This window comes from Bartonella quintana, from assembly GCF_009936175.1.
In the GTDB taxonomy this organism is placed as follows: Bacteria; Pseudomonadota; Alphaproteobacteria; order Rhizobiales; family Rhizobiaceae; genus Bartonella; species Bartonella quintana.
Window position 1 is genome coordinate 561,815 of record NZ_AP019773.1, and the last position, 13,945, is coordinate 575,759.

A 13,945-nucleotide genomic window follows, 5' to 3' on the forward strand; every position below is an offset into this window, starting at 1 on the left:
GGTGAGACGAACATAGATAGACTAAAGAGGAAGGTTGCATGCCTACCGTAAACCAATTGATTCGCAAGCCGCGTGTTACGCCAGTTAAGCGTAATAAGGTTCCTGCCCTTCAATCAAATCCGCAAAAACGTGGTGTCTGTACACGTGTCTATACAACGACACCGAAGAAGCCTAATTCTGCTCTTCGTAAAGTTGCTAAAGTCCGTTTGACAAACGGATTTGAAGTGATTGGGTATATTCCTGGGGAGGGGCATAATCTTCAAGAGCACTCTGTTGTGGTGATTCGTGGTGGTCGTGTGAAGGATTTGCCAGGGGTTCGTTATCACATTATTCGTGGGTTGCTTGATACGCAGGGTGTCAAGAATCGTAAACAGCGTCGTTCAAAGTATGGCGCGAAGCGTCCAAAATAATATTGAGAGACAGAGCCAATGTCCCGTCGCCATAGAGCAGAAAAACGTGAAATTAATCCAGATCCTAAATTTGGTGATTTGGTCATTACGAAATTTATGAATGCCATTATGTTTGATGGTAAAAAGTCCGTTGCTGAGCGTATTGTTTATGGTGCGCTTGATGTTGTAGAAAGTAAGGTGAAGTCAGATCCGGTGGTTTTGTTTCATCAGGCGCTGGAGAATGTTGCCCCTCATATCGAGGTTCGTTCGCGTCGCGTTGGTGGTGCCACTTATCAGGTTCCTGTTGATGTTCGTCCTGATCGTCGTCGAGCTCTTGCTGTCCGCTGGTTAATTACGGCGGCACGTGGACGTAATGAGACGACAATGATTAATCGTCTTGCTGGTGAATTGATGGATGCTGCTAATAATCGCGGTTCTGCAGTGAAGAAGCGTGAGGATGTTCATCGTATGGCTGAGGCTAATCGTGCATTCTCTCATTATCGCTGGTAGATATGTTTGAAAACTAAGGCAAGTGCAATGGCTCGCGAATATAAAATTGAAGATTATCGTAATTTTGGTATTATGGCGCATATTGATGCCGGTAAGACCACTATGACTGAGCGTATTTTGTTCTATACTGGTAAGAATCATAAAATCGGTGAGACTCATGATGGTGCTTCTACGATGGACTGGATGGAGCAGGAGCAGGAGCGGGGTATTACCATTACATCTGCTGCGACGACAACCTTTTGGAAAGGGCCTGATGGTCGGAAGCGGCGCTTTAACATCATTGATACGCCAGGGCATGTTGATTTTACAATTGAAGTTGAGCGTTCTTTGCGTGTTCTTGATGGTGCAATAGCATTGCTGGATGCAAATGCTGGTGTAGAGCCTCAGACAGAGACTGTTTGGCGACAAGCTGAAAAATACCGTGTGCCGCGCATGGTATTTGTTAATAAAATGGATAAAATAGGTGCTGATTTTTATCGTAGCGTGGAAATGGTTGGTTCGCGATTGGGGGCTAAAGCACTCGTTTTGCAATTGCCAATCGGTGCTGAAAATGATTTCGAAGGCGTCGTTGATCTTGTTTATATGAGGGCATTAAGATGGGATGGTTCTATCGGTGCTCCAGCGACGGTTAGTGAAATTCCTTCAGATTTGAAGGAGAAGGCTGAAGAATATCGCGAAAAATTAATTGAGATGGCAGTTGAGGTTGATGAAGCCGCAACAGAATCTTATTTGGAAGGTGTGATGCCAACCGATGAACAGCTTGTTGCTCTCATTCGTAAGGGAACCATAGAGGTTCAGTTTCATCCAGTCCTTTGTGGTACAGCTTTTAAAAATAAGGGAGTTCAACCACTTTTGGATGCTGTTATTTCTTATCTTCCTTCTCCGGTTGATGTTCCTGCAATTAGTGGTATTGATGTGAAGACTGAGGATGAAGTAACACGTGAATCTTCAGATGATGCTCCACTTTCTATGCTTGCTTTTAAGATTATGAATGATCCTTTTGTTGGGTCGTTGACTTTCTGTCGTATTTATTCTGGTAAAGTTCAAAAAGGTATTTCTCTTGAGAATACTGTGAAGAAGAAGAGGGAGCGTTTGGGCCGTATGCTTCAAATGCATTCAAACTCTCGTGAAGATATTGAAGAGGCTTTTGCGGGTGATATTGTTGCTCTCGCAGGACTTAAAGAGACGACAACAGGTGATACTCTTTGTGATCCTTTAAGGCCTGTTGTTTTAGAACGGATGGAGTTCCCGGAGCCTGTTATTGAAATTGCGATTGAGCCAAAAACAAAGGCGGATCAGGAAAAAATGGGTATTGCGCTTAATCGTTTAGCAGCAGAAGATCCTTCGTTTCGTGTTAAATCGGATGAGGAATCAGGTCAAACAATTATAGCTGGAATGGGTGAGCTTCATCTTGATATTATTGTTGATCGTATGCGACGTGAGTTTAAGGTTGAGGCTAATATTGGGCAGCCTCAGGTTGCTTATCGTGAATCGATTACAAAAGCTGCAGAGATTGACTATACGCATAAGAAGCAATCTGGTGGTGCAGGGCAATTTGCTCGTGTGAAAATTATTTTTGAACCTCATGATGGTGATGATTTCATCTTTGAGTCAAAAATCGTTGGTGGAGCTGTTCCAAAAGAATATATTCCGGGTGTTCAGAAGGGGATTGAGAGCGTTATGGGGTCAGGTCCTCTTGCAGGTTTTCCTATGCTTGGTGTAAAAGCTACATTGGTCGATGGTGGTTATCATGATGTCGATTCTTCTGTTTTGGCTTTTGAGATTGCTGCCCGTGCGGCTTTTCGAGATGGGGCGAAAAAGGCAGGCGCGCAGCTTCTTGAGCCGATCATGAAGGTGGAGGTTGTTACGCCAGAAGATTATGTTGGTGATGTCATTGGTGATTTGAATTCTCGCCGAGGTCAAATTTCAGGAACTGAGGCGCGTTCTGTTTCAACAGTTGTGAATGCAATGGTTCCTTTGGCAAATATGTTTGGTTATGTGAACAGTCTTCGTTCGATGAGTCAGGGACGTGCACAGTATACAATGCAGTTTGATCATTACGAGCCTGTCCCTTCCGCTGTTGCTTTGGAGATTCAAAAGAAATACGCGTAATTTTAGATTACATAATTAATTTTTAACTTAGTCCTTGGTTTGGACGAAAAATGGAGAGCTCAAATGGCAAAGAGCAAATTTGAACGTACGAAGCCGCATGTTAATATTGGTACGATTGGTCACGTTGACCATGGGAAGACCTCATTGACAGCAGCGATTACGAAATATTTTGGTGAATTTAAAGCTTATGACCAAATTGATGCGGCACCTGAGGAGCGTGCACGTGGAATTACTATTTCTACGGCGCATGTTGAATATGAGACAGAGAAGCGGCACTATGCACATGTTGATTGTCCTGGGCATGCGGATTATGTGAAGAACATGATTACGGGAGCGGCACAGATGGATGGGGCGATTTTGGTTGTTTCTGCCGCTGATGGTCCAATGCCTCAGACTCGTGAGCATATTTTGCTTGCGCGTCAGGTGGGTGTTCCGGCAATTGTTGTTTTTCTTAATAAAGTTGATCAAGTTGATGATGCTGAACTTTTGGAGCTTGTTGAGCTTGAGATTCGGGAGCTTTTATCAAAATATGATTTTCCAGGAGATGATATCCCAATAGTTAAAGGATCTGCGTTGGCGGCACTTGAAGATAAAGATAAAAGCATTGGTGAAGATGCGGTTCGTCTTTTAATGAGTGAAGTTGATAATTATATACCGACGCCTGAGCGTCCTGTTGATCAACCGTTTTTGTTACCGATTGAAGATGTTTTTTCGATTTCCGGTCGTGGAACTGTTGTGACTGGTCGTGTTGAGCGTGGTGTTATTAAAGTTGGTGAGGAAATTGAGATTATCGGCATTCGTCCAACGTCTAAGACGACAGTTACAGGGGTTGAGATGTTCCGCAAGCTTTTGGATCAAGGTCAAGCCGGTGATAACATTGGTGCACTGCTTCGTGGTGTTGATCGTGAAGGGATCGAGCGTGGTCAAGTTTTGGCGAAGCCTGGTTCGGTTACCCCTCATACTAGATTTAAAGCAGAGGCTTATATTTTAACGAAAGATGAAGGTGGGCGTCATACTCCATTTTTTACGAATTATCGTCCTCAGTTTTACTTCCGTACCACGGATGTGACCGGAATTGTTACGCTTCCAGAAGGTATAGAGATGGTTATGCCTGGCGATAATGTCGCTATGGATGTCTCTTTGATCGTTCCGATTGCAATGGAAGAAAAACTTCGCTTTGCTATTCGTGAAGGGGGGCGTACTGTTGGTGCAGGTATCGTTTCTAAGATCATTGAATAAATAATGGTTGTTGAAGAGTGCCTTTGTTGTTAAAGGCGCTTTGCATAACAGGGAAATAAAGAGCATGAACAGTCAAAATATCCGCATTCGTTTGAAGGCGTTTGATCACAGAATTCTTGATGCATCGACGCGTGAGATTGTGTCGACGGCTAAGCGTACTGGCGCCAATGTCCGTGGTCCTATTCCGCTTCCAACGCGGATTGAGAAGTTTACGGTCAATCGTGGGCCGCACATCGATAAGAAGAGCCGTGAGCAGTTTGAAATGCGTACACATAAGCGTCTTCTTGATATTGTTGATCCAACGCCGCAAACAGTGGATGCGCTTATGAAGCTCGATCTTTCTGCTGGCGTGGATGTTGAGATTAAGCTCTAAGGTTTGAGAACAGAAGGAACAAACCCGATGCGTTCAGGTGTGATAGCACAGAAGCTGGGCATGACCCGTGTTTATAATGATGCTGGTGAACATGTGCCAGTAACAGTACTCCGTTTGGAGAATTGTCAAGTCATTGCTCAGCGTACAATTGAAAAAAATGGTTACACTGCTGTTCAATTAGGTGTAGGTTTTGCCAAGGTTAAGAATACTTCGCGAGCTCTTCGTGGACACTTTGCTAAGGTTTCTGTGGAGCCAAAAGCTAAAATAGCAGAATTTCGTGTTAGTCCTGATAATCTTCTTGATATCGGTACGGAGATTACAGCTCAACATTTTGTTCCAGGACAGAGGGTTGATGTAACGGGTACGAGTATCGGTAAAGGTTTTTCTGGGGTTATGAAACGGCATAATTTTGGTGGACATCGTGCTTCACATGGTAATTCAATCACACATCGTGCTCATGGTTCGACAGGACAGTGTCAAGATCCCGGTAAAGTGTTTAAAGGTAAAAAAATGGCTGGCCATATGGGGCAGGTGCGTGTAACAACGCAAAATATTGAAGTTGTTTCCACGGATGTTGAGCGTGGTTTGATTTTAGTGCGTGGCGCTGTTTCGGGCTCTAAAGGTGCTTGGATTTTGGTGCGGGATGCTGTAAAGAGACCGCTTCCTGATAATGTACCGAGGCCTGCTGGTATTCGCCAACTTGCGAAGGAGAAAACGGAAATGGTTACTCCGGTGACAGAAACCTCTGAAGCTGAGGGGGCCGAATAATGGATCTTGTAATTAGAACCCTTGATGGTAATGAAGCTGGTAGATTAAAGGTTTCTGAGAGTATCTTTGGTCTTGTTCCGCGTGAGGATATTTTACAACGTGTTGTTCGTTGGCAGCTTGCTCGTCATCAACAGGGGACCCATCACTCGCAGGGCCGATCTGATGTGTCACGTACAGGGGCAAAGATGTTTAAACAAAAGGGCACTGGACGTGCTCGGCATTCATCTGCTCGCGCGCCGCAGTTTCGAGGTGGTGGTAAGGCCCATGGTCCGGTTGTCCGTAGTCATGCGCATGATCTCCCTAAGAAGATTCGTGTGCTTGGTTTGCGTCTTGCTTTGTCAGCAAAATTAAAGGCAAATGATTTAATTATAGTTGATGAGTTCAATGTTAAGGAAGCTAAAACCAAAATGCTTGTTTCTTGTTTTTCTAAGCTTGGGTTTAAGAATGCTCTCTTAGTTGGTGGCAAAGAAATTGATATTAATTTTTCTCGTGCAGCATCTAATATTCCTAATATTGATATTTTACCAATTCAAGGAATTAATGTTTATGATATTTTACGTCGCAGCAAACTTGTCTTATCAAAAGCAGCTGTCGAGGCTCTTGAGGAGCGTTTTAAATGAAAGATCTTCGTCATTATGATATAATTATCAGTCCAGTCATTACTGAAAAGGCGACTATGATTTCTGAGTATAATCAAGTTGCTTTTAATGTAGCTCCGAAAGCGACAAAGCCTGAAATTAAGGCTGCTGTTGAAGCGCTTTTTAGCGTTAAAGTTAAGGCAGTTAACACGATAATCCGTAAGGGTAAAGTGAAGCGTTTCAAAGGTATTGTCGGTCGGCAGAGTGATGTCAAGAAAGCGATCGTGACGCTGGCGAGTGGTCAGTCTATCGACGTTTCTACAGGTCTTTAAAGAGATGTGGAGATAAAGAATAATGGCATTTAAGCACTTTAATCCAACTACGCCCGGGCAGCGTCAGCTTGTTATTGTAGATCGTTCTTGTCTTTATAAGGGGAAGTCTGTAAAAGCTTTAACTGCAGGTTTGTCATCGAAAGGTGGACGTAATAATCATGGTCGTGTTACTGCTCGTTTTCAGGGCGGTGGTCATAAACGCAGTTATCGGTTTGTTGATTTTAAACGTCTTAAACGTGGTGTTTTTGCAAAAGTTGAGCGTTTGGAATATGATCCAAACCGCACTGCTTTTATTGCTTTAATTCGTTATGAAGATGGGCAATTAAGTTATATTCTTGCACCACAACGTCTTGATGTTGGCGATTCTATTATAGCAGGTTCAAATGTTGATGTTAAGCCAGGAAATGCCATGCCTCTTGGCAACATGCCAGTGGGGACGATTATTCATAATGTTGAAATGAAACCTGGAAAAGGTGGTCAAATTGCCCGTTCAGCTGGCACTTATGCGCAGTTGGTTGGACGGGGTCAGGGAATGGTTATTCTTCGTCTTAATTCTGGTGAACAGCGGTTGGTATCTGGTAGTTGTTTTGCAACTGTTGGTGCTGTTTCAAATCCTGATCATGCAAATATTAATGATGGTAAAGCAGGAAGGTCACGTTGGCGTGGCAAGCGTCCGCACGTTCGTGGTGTTGCTATGAATCCAGTTGATCATCCACATGGTGGTGGTGAAGGTCGTACATCAGGAGGGCGTCATCCAGTGTCTCCTTGGGGTAAGTCTACAAAAGGTAAGCGTACGCGCTCTAATAAAGCCACTGATAAATTTATTATGCATACGCGTCATCAGCGCAAGAAATGAGAAAGGTAGTCTGAAGTGGTTCGTTCAGTTTGGAAAGGTCCGTTTGTTGACGGCTATCTTCTTGGGAAAGCAGAGAAGGTACGTTCAAGTGGGCGTAATGAAGTTATAAAAATATGGAGCCGTCGCTCTACTATTTTACCACAATTTGTTGGTTTGACTTTTGGTGTTCACAACGGCAATAAGCATATTCCTGTTTCTGTTTCGGAAGAGATGGTTGGACATAAGTTTGGTGAGTTCGCTCCCACCCGGACTTATTATGGGCATGGTGCCGATAAGAAAGCGAAGAGGAAATAGGGATGGGAAAAGCTAAAGTTCCGCGTCAGCTTAAAGATAATGAGGCGAAAGCTGTCGCTCGGACAATTCGTGTTAGTCCGCAAAAACTTAATTTGGTTGTTGCAATGATTCGCGGTAAAAAAGTTGGTGTGGCACTTGCTGATTTAGCGTTTTCACGTAAACGTATTGCTGGGACTGTAAAAAAAACTCTTGAATCAGCGATTGCAAATGCAGAGAATAACCACGATCTTGATATTGATTCGCTTATTGTTGCAGAAGCCTATGTTGGTAAATCGGTAGTGATGAAGCGTTTTCATGTTCGTGGTCGTGGACGTGCTAGTCGGATTGAGCGTCCATTTTCACATCTTACTATTATTGTTCGTGAAGTTACCGAAAAAGTGGAGGCCGCATAATGGGTCAGAAGATCAATCCAATAGGACTTCGTCTTGGAGTTAATCGGACCTGGGATTCTCGCTGGTATGCTGATAGTGGTGAGTATGGACGTCTTCTTCATGAGGATTTGAGCATCCGTTTATATGTGCTTGAAGAATTGAAGCAAGCTGCTATTTCTAAAGTTATTATTGAGCGTCCCCATAAGAAATGTCGTGTAACGATTTATTCAGCGCGTCCTGGTCTAATTATTGGTAAGAAAGGTGCTGATATCGAAAAGCTTCGTCGTAAGCTTTCGGAAATGACAAATGCTGAGACTTCATTGAATATTGTGGAAATTCATAAGCCGGAGATTGATGCAACAATTATTGCGCAGTCAATTGCTCAGCAGTTAGAACGTCGTGTTGCTTTTCGGCGTGCCATGAAGCGTGCAGTTCAATCAGCTATGCGTCTTGGCGCAGAAGGCATTCGTATCAATTGTTCTGGTCGTCTTGGTGGTGCTGAAATTGCTCGTATGGAATGGTATCGTGAAGGTCGTGTTCCACTTCATACCTTGCGTTCTGATGTCGATTACGGTACAGCAGAGGCTAAGACTGCTTATGGTATTTGTGGTGTTAAAGTTTGGGTCTTTAAGGGCGAGATTCTCGAGTACGATCCGATAGCTTCAGAACGTCGTTCTGTAGAAATTGATCATTCCGGGTCTTCATCGAATCGTCGTCGTGAAAATGCTTAGTTTTTGTGATTGAACTGAATTTTGGAGTAGAGAGCAATGTTGCAGCCAAAGCGCACAAGGTTCCGTAAACAATTCAAAGGTCGTATTCACGGTGTTTCGAAAGGTGGTACGGATCTAAATTTCGGTGCTTATGGTTTGAAAGCTGTTGAGCCGGAGCGGATTACTGCTCGCCAAATTGAAGCGGCGCGTCGTGCGATTACACGTTATATGAAACGTTCTGGTCGTGTCTGGATTCGTATTTTTCCGGATCTTCCGGTTACATCTAAACCGACCGAAGTTCGTATGGGTAAAGGTAAAGGGGGTGTGGAGTACTGGGCGGCTCGTGTTGCACCTGGGCGAATCATATTTGAAATTGATGGGGTTCTTGAAGATGTGGCACGTGAAGCACTGAGATTAGGTGCTGCAAAATTGCCTATTAAGACGCGGTTCATCCAGCGTCTTGCTGAATAAAGAGGTTAAGCGATGAGAGCCAGAGAATTACGGGCGCAAACACTCGACCAAATGAAAGATGAATTGGCAAAGTTAAAGAAAGAGCAGTTTAATTTGCGCTTTCAAAAGGCGACGGGCCAATTGGAAAAGGCTGCACGTGTTAGGCAGGTTCGTCGTGATATTGCGCGTGTTAAAACTTTTCTTCGTCAGAAGATAAAAGAAAGTAAAGTTTAAGGAAATAAGAGATGCCTAAACGCATTTTGCAGGGTGTTGTCGTGAGCGACAAAAGCGATAAGACTGTGGTTGTCAAGGTGGAGCGTCGTTATTCTCATCCACTTCTCAAGAAAACTGTTAGACAGTCTAAAAAGTATAAGGCGCATGATGAGAACAACCAGTTCAAGATTGGGGATCAGATTTCTATTCAGGAATCTAAACCCATTTCGAAAGATAAGCGTTGGATTGTTGTTAGAGACAGTGTGGCGTAGTTAACTAGGTTTATTGTTGTAAAATTTAACAATGGATTTATTTTCGTTAATAGATTTTAAGGCAATAGCTTTATCGTTTTTGGCAGGCAAATCCGGGTGTGTTAAAGGCACGACCGGATATAAACGTTAAGAGAAGGTGGCCAGTCATGATTCAGATGCAAACGAACCTCGACGTTGCCGATAATTCCGGTGCCCGTCGTGTTATGTGCATCAAGGTGTTAGGCGGTTCAAAGCGTAAATATGCTTCGGTCGGCGACATTATTGTTGTTTCGGTCAAGGATGCTATTCCTCGTGGCCGTGTTAAAAAAGGTGATGTGATGAAAGCTGTAGTAGTTCGTACTGCTAAGGATATTCGTCGCGCAGACGGTAGTGTCATTCGTTTTGATAGTAATGCTGCTGTTTTAGTGGATAATAAGAAAGAGCCGATCGGTACACGTATCTTTGGTCCAGTTCCTCGCGAACTTCGTGGTAGGAATCATATGAAGATCATCTCGCTCGCTCCTGAAGTATTGTAAGGAGCAGATGTAATGCAAAAGATTCGAAAAGGTGATAAGGTTGTTGTTTTATCCGGTAAGGATAAAGGATGTAGTGGTGAAGTGATTAAAGTGAATCCAAAGGAAAATAAAGCTTTTGTTCGTGGCGTTAATATGGTTAAACGACATCAGCGTCAGACGCAAAAGCAAGAAGCCGGAATTGTTTCTAAAGAGGCTCCGATTCATTTGTCTAATTTGGCGATTGCTGATCCTAAAGATGGTAAGCCTACACGTGTGGGGTTTCGTATGAATGTAGATGGTAATAAGGTTCGTTTTGCCAAGCGTTCGGGAGAGTTGATTAATGGCTGAGGAAAAACAAACCCCGCGCATGAAAACGCATTATTTTGAAGTGGTTCGTAAAACGCTTCAAGAGAAGTTTAATTATAAAAATACGATGCAAATTCCACGGGTTGATAAAGTTGTGGTTAATATGGGGATTGGTGAAGCAACTATCGATTCCAAGCGACCATCTCTTGCTGCTGAAGATTTGGGGCTAATAACAGGTCAGAAAGCTGTCGTTACTCGTGCGCGTAATTCTATTGCGACCTTTAAGGTTCGTGAAGGGATGCCACTTGGGGCTAAGGTTACATTGCGTAGAGATCGTATGTTTGAGTTTTTGGATCGTCTTGTTACGATTGCACTTCCACGGGTTCGTGACTTTCGTGGTCTAAACCCAAAAAGCTTTGATGGTCGTGGCAATTTTGCTATGGGTATTAAAGAGCACATTGTATTTCCCGAGATCAACTATGACAAAGTTGATCAAATCTGGGGCATGGATATTATCGTTTGTACGACAGCAAAAACGGATGATGAGGCACGTGAGTTGTTGCGTGCTTTTAATTTTCCTTTTCGTTCGTAACGGCAAATGTAGTGAGGTAAGGTTATGGCCAAAGTAAGTGCCGTTGAGAAAAATAAGCGTCGTAAGATGATGGTAACGCGTTATGCTGCGCGTCGTGCACGTTTGAAGGCGATAGTTATGGATCAGAAAATTTCGCTTGAAGAACGTTTTAAAGCTTCTGTTCAATTAGCGGAGTTGCCACGTAATTCTGCAAAAGTTCGTGTTCGTAATCGTTGTGAAGTTTCAGGACGTCCGCGGGCTTATTATCGTAAATTAAAAATGTCCCGGATTGCGTTACGTGAACTTGGTTCTGTGGGGTATATTCCCGGCATTATTAAGTCTAGTTGGTGAGAGGAGATTACTCAATGTCTATGTCAGATCCTCTTGGTGATATGTTAACGCGTATTCGTAATGCGCTTGCTCGTAAAAAAGGTAAACTAGTTACGCCTGCTTCTAAGCTTCGTGCGCGCGTTCTTGATGTTCTTCAGTCGGAAGGTTATATTCGTGGATATAATCAAGTTGATTTAGGTGATGGGAAGTCTGAAATTGAAATCGAGTTGAAATATTTTGAAGGATTGGCTGCTATTCGTGAGCTTTCACGTGTTTCAAAGCCTGGTCGTCGTGTGTATGTTTCTGCTAAATCGCTTCCTCAAGTGGCAAATGGTCTTGGTGTTTCGATTTTATCAACTCCTAAAGGAATCATGGCGGATCATGAGGCGCGTGAACAGAATGTTGGTGGAGAGCTCCTTTGTCGTGTTTTCTAAATTACGTCAAGAAAACAGAAGAAAAATAGGTTAGAACAATGTCTCGTATTGGAAAAAAGCCCATTTCAGTTCCTTCGGGGGTTACTGCGACTGTTGAGGGTCAGCTGGTTAAGGCAAAAGGTCCGAAAGGTGAATTGAATTACATCGTCAATGATGAGGTCTTAGTCAAGTTTGAGGGAAATGTTATATCGGTTTCGCCGCGAGATCAATCAAAAGATGCACGCTCTAAATGGGGTATGTCACGCTCAATGATTGAGAATATTTTTTGTGGTGTGAAAAATGGTTTTGAAAAGAAGCTGGAGATCAACGGTGTTGGTTATCGTGCTGCTTTGCAGGGTAAGGATGTTCAGTTGTCATTAGGTTTTTCACATGATGTGATTTATAAAGTCCCACCGGGTATTACTGTAACAGTTCCTAAGCCTACAGAAATTGTTATTTCTGGAATTGATAAGCAGCAAGTTGGGCAAGTCGCGGCAGAGATTCGCGAATATCGTAGGCCTGAGCCTTACAAAGGCAAAGGCGTTAAGCATGCAGATGAGTGCATTTTTCGTAAAGAAGGTAAAAAGAAATAAGGACTTTGCATCATGGTTTCATCTAAGGATATTATCCAACGTCGTGCACTGCGTGTTCGCCGTAGAATCAAAATGGTTTCTCATGATCGTCCGCGGCTTAGTGTTTATCGTTCGAATCAAAACATTTATGCTCAGATTATCGATGATTCGCGTGGATGTACGCTTGTTTCTGCGTCTACTCTTGAAGGGGATTTAAAAAAATCGTTAAAAAGTGGTTCTGATAAACAGGCTGCTTTTGCTGTTGGTAAATTAATTGCTGAGCGTGCAAAGAAAGCTGGTGTTAATGAAGTGGTTTTTGATCGTGGCGCATATGTTTACCATGGTAGAGTAAAAGCTTTAGCTGAAGCTGCTCGTGAAGGTGGGTTAAACTTCTAAAGCGTCTTATTTAGGAATTTGAGTAAGGAGATTTAGGGTATTTCGTTTGGGTTCCTTTGGTTTAATAATGGAACTTTGTTAACGTGCTTCCGGAAAAGAAGAAGGAATGAGGAATGGCACAGAAAGAACGTGGTGAGCGAGATGAGCGTGATGGTGAATTTGTCGATAGGCTTGTTCATATCAATCGTGTCGCTAAAGTTGTGAAGGGTGGTCGGCGTTTTGGTTTTGCTGCTCTTGTTGTTGTTGGAGATCAAAAGGGGCGTGTGGGTTTTGGTCATGGTAAAGCGCGTGAAGTGCCAGAGGCAGTTCGTAAAGCTACAGAAGCTGCAAAGCGTGGAATGATTTATGTTCCACTTCGCTCTGGTCGTACATTGCATCATGATCTTGAAGGTCGTCACGGAGCTGGCCGTGTTTTGTTGCGTTCAGCTTCTGCTGGTACCGGTATTATTGCTGGGGGACCGATGCGTGCTATTTTTGAAACTCTTGGTATGCAGGATGTTGTTGCAAAATCACTAGGGTCGTCCAATCCTTATAATATGGTACGTGCAACTTTTGATGCATTAAAACATCAAATGCATCCTAGAGATATTGCGGTTCAACGCGGTATTAAATATTCAATTTTGCAGGCACGTCGTCAGTATTTGGTTGATGCGGAAGGATAATTTCTGAGATTATCAGAAAAGGAATTAAGAAATGGTTCAAAGAAAATCTCAGGATGGGAAAACTGTGATGGTAGAGCAAATTGGGAGTCCGATTCGGAATTCACGGATTCAGCATGCGACCTTGAAGGGGCTTGGGTTGAATAAAATGCGTCGTCGGCGTGTTTTGAAAGATACACTTTGTGTGCGGGGTATGATTGCTAAGGTTCGGCATCTTGTTCGGGTTATAGATGAAGGTTAAAGGTTGCGGGAGTTGAAATATGAAACTCAATGAACTGGGTAATTGTAAAGGCGCAACAAGAAATCGTAAACGTGTTGGGCGTGGTATTGGTTCGGGTACTGGTAAAACTAGTGGCCGCGGTGTTAAAGGGCAAAAGTCGCGTTCTGGTGTTTCGCTTAATGGTTTTGAAGGTGGGCAAATGCCTATCTATCGTCGTTTGCCAAAGCGTGGATTTAGGAATTTTTTTGCCAAGAATTATAACGAAGTTTCGCTGGGACGTATTCAGTTAGCAGTTGATACAGGTAAGTTAGATATTGGAAAGCCTGTTGATATTATTGTACTGAAAGAGGCTGGTATTATTCGTCGTCTGAAAGATGGAGTGCGTCTTCTTTCTGATGGTGAATTGAAAGCAAAGATTACGTTTAATGTTTCTTATACTTCTAAAGCTGCTCGTATTAAGATTGAAAAAGCTGGTGGTCGCGTTATTGTTCCTGAAGCTGTATGATAATCTAAGGGG

25 protein-coding genes are annotated in these 13,945 nt (G+C 43.2%); all 25 read left to right on the forward strand.

The window, feature by feature from the left end:
- Positions 1 to 38: 38 nt before the first annotated feature.
- The 25 genes from rpsL (at position 39) to rplO (ending at position 13,933) form a co-directional block, all read left to right on the forward strand.
- Complete coding sequence (rpsL, locus tag MF1_RS02165) at positions 39 to 410, forward strand: 30S ribosomal protein S12 (RefSeq protein ID WP_014924231.1); 372 nt, start codon at positions 39 to 41, stop codon at positions 408 to 410.
- A gap of 18 nt (positions 411 to 428) precedes the next feature.
- Entirely contained in the window at positions 429 to 899 is a 471-nt protein-coding gene (gene rpsG, locus MF1_RS02170; protein WP_011179555.1) for a 30S ribosomal protein S7, read from the forward strand.
- A 27-nt stretch (positions 900 to 926) separates the two neighbouring features.
- Positions 927 to 3,011, forward strand: a complete 2,085-nt coding sequence (gene fusA, locus MF1_RS02175) for an elongation factor G (protein WP_014924230.1) — start codon at positions 927 to 929, stop codon at positions 3,009 to 3,011.
- A gap of 63 nt (positions 3,012 to 3,074) precedes the next feature.
- Entirely contained in the window at positions 3,075 to 4,250 is a 1,176-nt protein-coding gene (gene tuf / locus MF1_RS02180) for an elongation factor Tu (protein ID WP_011179553.1), read from the forward strand.
- Between the two features lie 64 nt (positions 4,251 to 4,314).
- On the forward strand, positions 4,315 to 4,623 hold the full coding sequence (gene rpsJ, locus MF1_RS02185; protein ID WP_004855744.1) for a 30S ribosomal protein S10: 309 nt from the start codon (positions 4,315 to 4,317) through the stop codon (positions 4,621 to 4,623).
- A gap of 27 nt (positions 4,624 to 4,650) precedes the next feature.
- Positions 4,651 to 5,391, forward strand: coding sequence for a 50S ribosomal protein L3 (rplC, locus tag MF1_RS02190; protein WP_014924227.1), 741 nt, complete (start codon positions 4,651 to 4,653; stop codon positions 5,389 to 5,391).
- Positions 5,391 to 6,011 (forward strand): 50S ribosomal protein L4, encoded by a 621-nt coding sequence (rplD, locus tag MF1_RS02195; protein ID WP_161510363.1) that lies wholly within the window; start codon positions 5,391 to 5,393, stop codon positions 6,009 to 6,011. The genes rplC and rplD overlap by 1 nt, the downstream gene beginning before the upstream one ends.
- A complete protein-coding gene (locus tag MF1_RS02200) occupies positions 6,008 to 6,301 on the forward strand; it encodes a 50S ribosomal protein L23 (protein ID WP_011179550.1) in 294 nt (97 codons plus the stop codon). Before rplD ends, MF1_RS02200 begins: the two co-directional genes overlap by 4 nt.
- A 22-nt stretch (positions 6,302 to 6,323) precedes the next feature.
- On the forward strand, positions 6,324 to 7,157 hold the full coding sequence (gene rplB / locus MF1_RS02205) for a 50S ribosomal protein L2 (protein WP_011179549.1): 834 nt from the start codon (positions 6,324 to 6,326) through the stop codon (positions 7,155 to 7,157).
- Between the two features lie 15 nt (positions 7,158 to 7,172).
- Entirely contained in the window at positions 7,173 to 7,451 is a 279-nt protein-coding gene (rpsS, locus tag MF1_RS02210; RefSeq protein WP_011179548.1) for a 30S ribosomal protein S19, read from the forward strand.
- Between the two features lie 2 nt (positions 7,452 to 7,453).
- Positions 7,454 to 7,843, forward strand: coding sequence for a 50S ribosomal protein L22 (gene rplV, locus MF1_RS02215; RefSeq protein WP_014924224.1), 390 nt, complete (start codon positions 7,454 to 7,456; stop codon positions 7,841 to 7,843).
- Positions 7,843 to 8,553, forward strand: coding sequence for a 30S ribosomal protein S3 (gene rpsC, locus MF1_RS02220; RefSeq protein WP_011179546.1), 711 nt, complete (start codon positions 7,843 to 7,845; stop codon positions 8,551 to 8,553). The genes rplV and rpsC overlap by 1 nt, the downstream gene beginning before the upstream one ends.
- 36 nt (positions 8,554 to 8,589) lie before the next feature.
- Positions 8,590 to 9,003, forward strand: a complete 414-nt coding sequence (gene rplP / locus MF1_RS02225; protein WP_011179545.1) for a 50S ribosomal protein L16 — start codon at positions 8,590 to 8,592, stop codon at positions 9,001 to 9,003.
- 12 nt (positions 9,004 to 9,015) lie between these two features.
- On the forward strand, positions 9,016 to 9,216 hold the full coding sequence (rpmC, locus tag MF1_RS02230; protein WP_011179544.1) for a 50S ribosomal protein L29: 201 nt from the start codon (positions 9,016 to 9,018) through the stop codon (positions 9,214 to 9,216).
- An 11-nt stretch (positions 9,217 to 9,227) separates the two neighbouring features.
- Positions 9,228 to 9,467: a 30S ribosomal protein S17 gene (gene rpsQ, locus MF1_RS02235; protein ID WP_034449396.1), complete on the forward strand. Its 240-nt coding sequence runs from the start codon at positions 9,228 to 9,230 to the stop codon at positions 9,465 to 9,467.
- Positions 9,468 to 9,613: 146 nt separating this feature from the next.
- The gene (gene rplN, locus MF1_RS02240; protein ID WP_004855715.1) at positions 9,614 to 9,982 is read left to right on the forward strand and encodes a 50S ribosomal protein L14; all 369 of its coding nucleotides are present in this window, start codon (positions 9,614 to 9,616) and stop codon (positions 9,980 to 9,982) included.
- A gap of 12 nt (positions 9,983 to 9,994) precedes the next feature.
- On the forward strand, positions 9,995 to 10,309 hold the full coding sequence (rplX, locus tag MF1_RS02245; protein ID WP_011179542.1) for a 50S ribosomal protein L24: 315 nt from the start codon (positions 9,995 to 9,997) through the stop codon (positions 10,307 to 10,309).
- On the forward strand, positions 10,302 to 10,859 hold the full coding sequence (rplE, locus tag MF1_RS02250; RefSeq protein ID WP_161510364.1) for a 50S ribosomal protein L5: 558 nt from the start codon (positions 10,302 to 10,304) through the stop codon (positions 10,857 to 10,859). The genes rplX and rplE overlap by 8 nt, the downstream gene beginning before the upstream one ends.
- A 24-nt stretch (positions 10,860 to 10,883) precedes the next feature.
- A complete protein-coding gene (rpsN, locus tag MF1_RS02255; protein WP_014924222.1) occupies positions 10,884 to 11,189 on the forward strand; it encodes a 30S ribosomal protein S14 in 306 nt (101 codons plus the stop codon).
- A gap of 14 nt (positions 11,190 to 11,203) precedes the next feature.
- Entirely contained in the window at positions 11,204 to 11,602 is a 399-nt protein-coding gene (gene rpsH, locus MF1_RS02260; RefSeq protein WP_034449391.1) for a 30S ribosomal protein S8, read from the forward strand.
- A 38-nt stretch (positions 11,603 to 11,640) separates the two neighbouring features.
- The gene (gene rplF, locus MF1_RS02265; protein ID WP_014924220.1) at positions 11,641 to 12,174 is read left to right on the forward strand and encodes a 50S ribosomal protein L6; all 534 of its coding nucleotides are present in this window, start codon (positions 11,641 to 11,643) and stop codon (positions 12,172 to 12,174) included.
- Between the two features lie 12 nt (positions 12,175 to 12,186).
- The gene (gene rplR, locus MF1_RS02270; RefSeq protein ID WP_011179537.1) at positions 12,187 to 12,549 is read left to right on the forward strand and encodes a 50S ribosomal protein L18; all 363 of its coding nucleotides are present in this window, start codon (positions 12,187 to 12,189) and stop codon (positions 12,547 to 12,549) included.
- Positions 12,550 to 12,662: 113 nt separating this feature from the next.
- On the forward strand, positions 12,663 to 13,211 hold the full coding sequence (gene rpsE, locus MF1_RS02275; RefSeq protein ID WP_161510365.1) for a 30S ribosomal protein S5: 549 nt from the start codon (positions 12,663 to 12,665) through the stop codon (positions 13,209 to 13,211).
- Positions 13,212 to 13,242: 31 nt separating this feature from the next.
- The gene (gene rpmD / locus MF1_RS02280) at positions 13,243 to 13,449 is read left to right on the forward strand and encodes a 50S ribosomal protein L30 (RefSeq protein ID WP_014924219.1); all 207 of its coding nucleotides are present in this window, start codon (positions 13,243 to 13,245) and stop codon (positions 13,447 to 13,449) included.
- Positions 13,450 to 13,468: 19 nt separating this feature from the next.
- Positions 13,469 to 13,933, forward strand: a complete 465-nt coding sequence (gene rplO, locus MF1_RS02285) for a 50S ribosomal protein L15 (protein WP_011179534.1) — start codon at positions 13,469 to 13,471, stop codon at positions 13,931 to 13,933.
- The last annotated feature ends 12 nt before the right edge of the window (positions 13,934 to 13,945 follow it).

Excerpts from the sequence above, each read along its gene's own strand:
- rpsL (WP_014924231.1), top strand. The coding sequence starts at position 39 with ATGCCTACCGTAAACCAATTGATTCGCAAGCCGCGTGTTACGCCAGTT.
- rpsG (WP_011179555.1), top strand. The coding sequence starts at position 429 with ATGTCCCGTCGCCATAGAGCAGAAAAACGTGAAATTAATCCAGATCCT.
- fusA (WP_014924230.1), top strand. The coding sequence starts at position 927 with ATGGCTCGCGAATATAAAATTGAAGATTATCGTAATTTTGGTATTATG.
- tuf (WP_011179553.1), top strand. The coding sequence starts at position 3,075 with ATGGCAAAGAGCAAATTTGAACGTACGAAGCCGCATGTTAATATTGGT.
- rpsJ (WP_004855744.1), top strand. The coding sequence starts at position 4,315 with ATGAACAGTCAAAATATCCGCATTCGTTTGAAGGCGTTTGATCACAGA.
- rplC (WP_014924227.1), top strand. The coding sequence starts at position 4,651 with ATGCGTTCAGGTGTGATAGCACAGAAGCTGGGCATGACCCGTGTTTAT.
- rplD (WP_161510363.1), top strand. The coding sequence starts at position 5,391 with ATGGATCTTGTAATTAGAACCCTTGATGGTAATGAAGCTGGTAGATTA.
- MF1_RS02200 (WP_011179550.1), top strand. The coding sequence starts at position 6,008 with ATGAAAGATCTTCGTCATTATGATATAATTATCAGTCCAGTCATTACT.
- rplB (WP_011179549.1), top strand. The coding sequence starts at position 6,324 with ATGGCATTTAAGCACTTTAATCCAACTACGCCCGGGCAGCGTCAGCTT.
- rplV (WP_014924224.1), top strand. The coding sequence starts at position 7,454 with ATGGGAAAAGCTAAAGTTCCGCGTCAGCTTAAAGATAATGAGGCGAAA.
- rpsC (WP_011179546.1), top strand. The coding sequence starts at position 7,843 with ATGGGTCAGAAGATCAATCCAATAGGACTTCGTCTTGGAGTTAATCGG.
- rplP (WP_011179545.1), top strand. The coding sequence starts at position 8,590 with ATGTTGCAGCCAAAGCGCACAAGGTTCCGTAAACAATTCAAAGGTCGT.
- rpmC (WP_011179544.1), top strand. The coding sequence starts at position 9,016 with ATGAGAGCCAGAGAATTACGGGCGCAAACACTCGACCAAATGAAAGAT.
- rpsQ (WP_034449396.1), top strand. The coding sequence starts at position 9,228 with ATGCCTAAACGCATTTTGCAGGGTGTTGTCGTGAGCGACAAAAGCGAT.
- rplN (WP_004855715.1), top strand. The coding sequence starts at position 9,614 with ATGATTCAGATGCAAACGAACCTCGACGTTGCCGATAATTCCGGTGCC.
- rplX (WP_011179542.1), top strand. The coding sequence starts at position 9,995 with ATGCAAAAGATTCGAAAAGGTGATAAGGTTGTTGTTTTATCCGGTAAG.
- rplE (WP_161510364.1), top strand. The coding sequence starts at position 10,302 with ATGGCTGAGGAAAAACAAACCCCGCGCATGAAAACGCATTATTTTGAA.
- rpsN (WP_014924222.1), top strand. The coding sequence starts at position 10,884 with ATGGCCAAAGTAAGTGCCGTTGAGAAAAATAAGCGTCGTAAGATGATG.
- rpsH (WP_034449391.1), top strand. The coding sequence starts at position 11,204 with ATGTCTATGTCAGATCCTCTTGGTGATATGTTAACGCGTATTCGTAAT.
- rplF (WP_014924220.1), top strand. The coding sequence starts at position 11,641 with ATGTCTCGTATTGGAAAAAAGCCCATTTCAGTTCCTTCGGGGGTTACT.
- rplR (WP_011179537.1), top strand. The coding sequence starts at position 12,187 with ATGGTTTCATCTAAGGATATTATCCAACGTCGTGCACTGCGTGTTCGC.
- rpsE (WP_161510365.1), top strand. The coding sequence starts at position 12,663 with ATGGCACAGAAAGAACGTGGTGAGCGAGATGAGCGTGATGGTGAATTT.
- rpmD (WP_014924219.1), top strand. The coding sequence starts at position 13,243 with ATGGTTCAAAGAAAATCTCAGGATGGGAAAACTGTGATGGTAGAGCAA.
- rplO (WP_011179534.1), top strand. The coding sequence starts at position 13,469 with ATGAAACTCAATGAACTGGGTAATTGTAAAGGCGCAACAAGAAATCGT.